The organism is Mycobacterium sp., assembly GCF_035506235.1.
In the GTDB taxonomy this organism is placed as follows: Bacteria; Actinomycetota; Actinomycetes; order Mycobacteriales; family Mycobacteriaceae; genus Mycobacterium.
Window position 1 is genome coordinate 1 of sequence record NZ_DATJPU010000290.1, and the last position, 5,676, is coordinate 5,676.

Here is a 5,676-nt window from a genome sequence, read left to right on the forward strand (position 1 = left end):
CGAGGCCCGCTGATATCCCAGCGGAGTTTTGTTGACCAGACCCAGCGCTTGCGCCTGGTAGTCGAACACTGTTTCGGTGGCAGCGTAGGACTTACCTGCCGCCTCGGCCTTGATCTTGCCGATCAGGTTGACGTAGGGAGCCGTTGTTGTGGTGAACTGCGCACGGTGCTGCCCGAAGTAGTCCGCGGCCGGTGGGTCGATTTTGCTCAACTCGCTCGTCACGGCGTCGGCGACCGCGCTTACCGCTGAGGGCAGATACCACAGATGCGGGTTGGCGCCGTCCGGTGTCTTTGTAACTGACGCGGCGCTGACCAATGGGCTGCCCGAAGCGGAGCTGGCGGCGAGCTTGGATGCCCATGAGTCATAGCCCGCGCCATTGACCACGACGAGTTTGGCGCCGGTGAAGTCGGCGGCGTCGGCCGGTGACGGTTCGTAGTCGTGTGGGTCCACGGAGGAGCTGGCCAGCACGGTTTTGACGGTCGCACATGCGCCGCCGAGTTCGGAGACAATGTCGCCCCACTGGTCGACGCTGACCACGACACTGACTGGGGCAGCGGGGCACGCCGCGGCGACGTCCCCGCCGGTGGCTGATGGCGCGGTTACGGTGCGAGAGGGCGCGACGGTCTGTGTCTGGTTCGACGAACAGCCGGTCGTGGCGACCGTCAGCGTGAAGACAGTAGTCACGAGGGCGCAGAGCAATCGCGAGAACAATCCGCTCACGCGGAAACGATAACCGTTTTCATGATGGTTGCGGGAGGATTCCGCTCTACGGTTCTATGCATGTGACGCGAGCGCTTGATACCCGGGCCCGGCGAAGCGCTGAGCGTCCTCACGCATCTGGTCGGTCAACGGGCGTTGTTGCCGGATATCACCGGTGAAGATCCGGGGCTTTGAAGCTTTGGCATACAACCGGGATTCTGCGGTCATCCGTGGGATCGCGGCTCGGTCCGTTTCTAATCCGAAGTGCGGGGCCACGCGCTGCCACACCGCGGCGGGCAGGTCGGCATAATCGATGACGAGCCGCTGAGCCGGATCGCCCGCGGCTGCCTCCAGCATCGCGCCGAGGGCGCGGGCCGCGAACTCGGTTTTTGGCATGGCTCGGACCGCAGCCGGATCGAGGCCGAAACGTCGTGCGGCGCGTTGTGGCGCATCTTGCAGACTGAGCCATCCCGGCGGTGTGGCGAGCAGCGAGGCCAAGACGCGCGCCGGGTCACGCTGGACCCACGCCCACGGTGTTTCCGGGAACGCGGCGGCGAGGATCGCCCGGCGGCGGATGTTCCAGCTGGAGCATTTCAGAACCAGTCGCCGTTCATCGCCGTGCCGGCAACGGCCGAGCGCGCGTACCACCAGCCGCACCGCCGCCACCAGCGCGGCCTCGTCGACGCCGTCGGAATCCAGTAGGCCGAGAAGCGTGTTGAGCGGCGACGGCTCGGCGACCACCACGACGCCGGGAAGTTTGCCCAGCAGCCGGGACATGAGCGTGGATCCGCACCGCGACAGGTGAAAGATCATGCCCGCCGGATCCAGTGACGGCTGGCTGTCAAGTGCGACAAGCGCCTCAAGTCCGGTCCGGACCAGCGGCCGAGCCCGTGGGCTGGATGCCCAGCGGGCGACCGTCTGGTCGAAGAACGGTTCAGCGAAGCGTTCCGCGGAGAGATCGGCCCAGTCGACCACCGGGGCCGGCCCGGAAAAGTCGAGCCTGATCGGAGTCCACCGGGCGAGGTCGGCAAGCTGCATCAGACGGCTGAATCAGTCAGATACGCGGACGAGGAATCCACTCACGATCAGCGATCGTGCCAACTCGATCTGCTGCTGCGCACTCAAATCCGGCAGCTCGTGGACCCGAAAAGGCTCAGTGCTCTTCGAGACGAACAGCATCGCAGCCTTGTGGTCGGGGCCACAGCTTATCGACAGCGTCGCGAACTTCAACTCGGCCCGGTCGGTATCCGCTTTGACCCATGAATACAGCGGTTTATACTTCCGCACCACGGTTTGTCCGTCGATGCCGGTGGCCTGGGAGACCGGTCCGATGGGCGGGCATTGGCCGCGACGGACCAGGACATCCGCCAATAAGTCGAGCCCTCCCCCGATGGCATTCGAGTCTGAGAGGGTGTTGACGGCGTCACTTACCAGGATGCCCAGTGTCCCGCGCACGTCCGGGTCATCCAGATGCCGTGGTGGCAGTCGGGCGTTTAGGCGGTCATCGTGGAAACCGCGCGAATGCAGCGCCCCGATCGCAAGCATGAGCACGGTTGGCGCGTGGATTCCGACGGTCAGATGCACGGATGGGTCTGACGTTGTCTCGGCCGAATGCACCCGCCCGCGTGGCAGATACAGCACATCGCCGGGTTCGAGGCGCAGGTCGGTTGGCGAAGGGAGGTCGTCCGTCGGAATCGCCGGATCCTGGTCGCGCTGCATCTCGTGCGGCGGCACGTCGGCGCCCGGGTACAGATGCCACGTCTTCGATCCTTGGATTTGGAGTATCAACACGTCGTGTGCGTCGTAGTGAGGAACGAGCCCCTTTGATCCGGGCGGAGTGACGTAGGTGTTGACCTGTATCGGAAAATTCAGCTCGACTTCGATCGCGCGGGCCAGTGACGCGATCGCGCGCACGTAGCGCTCCACGCCGTCCACTACGATTGTGTAGCCCTGGCCAAAATCGTTGCGGACACCGTCCACATCGAGGCTGCCATCGCCAAGCCGGTAGCTGTCGGGCCCCTTTTTCTCCTTTTCCCTCACCAGCCGCACTGCCGATGGCTCGTGGCGAAAGAGCTCCAACAGTGCATTGAGTGCCGACGGGCCCGGTAGCAGATGATCGAAGTGGCCCGCGCAACATCGCTTGATGTGGTAGTGCGTTTCCGCCCATATCTCGTCCAGAAAGGTCTCGACCGCAAGCGGTTGAAGTAACCAGGCTAGCGACGGCTCAATGGTGAACCTCCCCAGACGTTGTTCTGACGCGGTCCGTAAGGGTAGCCCAATGGCCGGTGTGTGACCAGGCTAAAGCGGCCGGGCTACCCGCCGGCTGCGCCCGCGTTTCCCATTGGGGCTGCGCGTCAGCGGGAAAGGCGCTTCGGCCGGGCGGCGTAGGGTGGTCGGGTGCGAAGTGAAGGGGATACCTGGGATATCACAACGAGTGTCGGCTCGACGGCGTTACTCGTCGCGACCGCGCGAGCGCTGGAGGCCCAGAAGCCCGAACCTCTGGTCGTCGACCCCTATGCCGAGCTGTTTTGCCGGGCCGTGGGCGGTCCGGCGGCCGACGTCTTGGACGGCAAGTCCCCCGACCACAAGTTGAAGACGGCCGACTGGGGCGTGCATTTCGTCAACTTCCAGGGCGCGCGGACTAAGTACTTCGACGACTATTTGCGCAAGGCGGCCGATGCGGGTGTTTGCCAGGTCGTCATGCTGGCGGCGGGACTGGACTCCCGCGCCTACCGCCTGGACTGGCCCGCTGCAACGACGATCTTCGAGCTGGACCAGCCGCAAGTCCTCGACTTCAAGCGTGAAGTGCTCACCGGCCACGGCGCACAGCCGCGGGCCGAGCGCCGGGAGATCGCTGTCGATCTGCGTGAGGATTGGCCGCAAGCCCTGCGCGACAGTGGCTTTGATGCCGGCAAGGCGTCGGCATGGATTGCCGAGGGGCTGCTGATCTATCTTCCGGCCACCGCGCAGGAACAACTGTTCAACGGCATCGACGGCCTGGCCAGCCCCGGCAGCCACGTCGCAATCGAAGACGGCGCCCCGCTCGAACGCGACGAATTCGAGGCCAGACGCGAAGAAGAACGCGCGGCCATGGCCGAAGGCACCCAGGAGCGCGTCTTCTTTCAATTGACGTACAACCAGCAATGCGCGCCGGCCACCGAATGGTTCGGTGCGCGAGGCTGGACTGCGGTCGGCACCCCGCTGGCCGACTACCTGCGCCAAAACGGTCGCCCCGTGCCCGGGCCGGACATCGAGGCCGGGTCCATGGTCGCCCGGAACACGCTGGTCAGCGCCGTCAAAGGCTGAGCACAACGCAGTCCAACCCACCGGGTGACCGCCCAGGAGGTGGTGTCCGGAACTTTTCTTCGCCGCCGGCCGACTACTAGCTGCGTGCTGGCTACGCCGCCCACCAGCCTGGAGCGGCCGTGAACTCCAGCTCGATCGGGGTGAGGAGTAGTCGCTGTTATGACGGCGCCGGTCTGGATGGCATTTCCCCCAGAGGTTCACTCCTCGTTGCTGAGCAGCGGTCCGGGGCCCGGCGGCTTGCTGGCTGCGGCCGCGTCGTGGAGTTCGTTGAGCGAGACCTATGCCTCGGTCGCGGACGAGCTCGGTGGAACCGTGTCGGCCGTGCAAGCCGGGGCCTGGGAAGGGCCCACTGCCGACCGGTACGTGGCCGCGCATGTGCCCTACCTGGCGTGGCTGGTGCGGGCCAGCGCCAACAGCGCGGCGCAGGCCGCCCAGCACGAAACCGCGGCCACCGCCTACACCGCGGCGTTGGCCGCGATGCCGACCCTGCCGGAACTGGCCGCCAACCATGCCACCCACGCGGTCTTGGTGGCGACAAACTTCTTCGGTATCAACACCGTTCCGATCGCGCTCAACGAGGCCGACTACGCGCGGATGTGGGTACAGGCGGCCACCACAATGTCCACCTATCAAGCGGTCGCCACCACCGCGGTGGCGTCGGCCCCGCAGACCGATCCGGCGCCTCAGATCGTTAATTCCCGCCACGGCGTCCAAACCGGCCCGGGGACCACCGGTGGCACATACGGTGGCCAGGGCAACAGCGACCAGGGGATACTGCCCATCGTCGACAATGACGCCGGTGACCCATACGACCTGAGTTGGTGGATAAATCGAATCCTCGAACCGTTCCAAACCCTGTTCCGGGACATCGGGCTGATTGAACACAACCCGGTCCAAGGGCTAACACAGCTGTGGTACGACATCGGGGGAGTGCTATCGGACGAGTTCGGCCACCTCCTCCAGGTCATCCAGTACTTCCCCGAAACGTTGGCGCTTCCGTTCGTCGTGCCGGCCGGATTCGCCGGCGGGCTTGCGGGCCTGAGCGGCCTGGCTGGGATCCAGCCTGCCACCCTCCAGGTGGAGGCGCCTGCACCGATGACGCAACCCGAGACACCCGGTCTGCCGGGGGTTAGCAGCGCGCCGGCCGTGAGCCCGGCCGTGGCCGCGGCCCCGGCCTCGGCCCCCGCGCCTTCTCCGGCGCCCACCGCGAGCACCGTCGCCAGTTCCGCGCCGGCCCCGCCGGCGCCCGCGACCGCGGCAGGTTTTACACCCCCCTACGCCGTGGGACCACCGGGCGTCGGCGTCGGGACGGGGATGGCCGCCAGCGCCAGCTCCAGCGCCAAGCGCAAGGCGCCGGAGCCCGATAGCGCCGCCGCGCCCGCAGCCGTGGGGCAGGCGGCGCGGGCGAGGCGGCGCCGGCGGGCGGCGATGCGCGGGTACGGCGACGAGTACATGGATATGAACGTCCAGGTCGAGCCGGACTGGGGCGCCCCGCCCGCGCAGGACCCGGTCGCATCGTCGGTGGCCTCCGATCGCGGAGCGGGACCGCTGGGTTTCGCTGGAACCGCCCGTGCGGACACCGCCGCGGCGGCCGGCTTGACGACGTTGCCCGGCGATGAGTTCGGCGGGGGGCCGTCGTCGCCGATGATCCCGGGCACCTGGGGGCCGGAC

Annotated in this window: 5 protein-coding genes; 2 read left to right on the plus strand and 3 right to left on the minus strand. The window is 66.8% G+C overall.

Going from position 1 to position 5,676, the window contains the following annotated elements; translation table 11 throughout:
• The 3 genes from VMD50_RS27520 to VMD50_RS27530 all read right to left on the minus strand — a co-directional run.
• Positions 1 to 537, minus strand: a 537-nt coding sequence (locus tag VMD50_RS27520; RefSeq protein WP_414686195.1) for a metal ABC transporter solute-binding protein, Zn/Mn family, incomplete at its 3' end; no start/stop codon positions are given.
• A gap of 237 nt (positions 538 to 774) precedes the next feature.
• A complete protein-coding gene (locus tag VMD50_RS27525) occupies positions 775 to 1,737 on the minus strand; it encodes a hypothetical protein (protein ID WP_325432753.1) in 963 nt (320 codons plus the stop codon).
• Between the two features lie 12 nt (positions 1,738 to 1,749).
• On the minus strand, positions 1,750 to 2,928 hold the full coding sequence (locus VMD50_RS27530; RefSeq protein ID WP_325432759.1) for a cupin domain-containing protein: 1,179 nt from the start codon (positions 2,926 to 2,928) through the stop codon (positions 1,750 to 1,752).
• A 168-nt stretch (positions 2,929 to 3,096) separates the two neighbouring features.
• On the opposite strand from VMD50_RS27530, the gene VMD50_RS27535 reads away from it, so the two are divergent.
• Together VMD50_RS27535 and VMD50_RS27540 are read left to right on the plus strand one after the other, a co-directional pair.
• Entirely contained in the window at positions 3,097 to 4,005 is a 909-nt protein-coding gene (locus VMD50_RS27535) for a class I SAM-dependent methyltransferase (protein WP_325432755.1), read from the plus strand.
• A gap of 159 nt (positions 4,006 to 4,164) precedes the next feature.
• On the plus strand, positions 4,165 to 5,676 hold a 1,512-nt coding region (locus tag VMD50_RS27540), incomplete at its 3' end, for a PPE family protein (RefSeq protein ID WP_325432757.1).

Excerpts from the sequence above, each read along its gene's own strand:
- VMD50_RS27525 (WP_325432753.1), bottom strand. The coding sequence starts at position 1,737 with ATGCAGCTTGCCGACCTCGCCCGGTGGACTCCGATCAGGCTCGACTTT.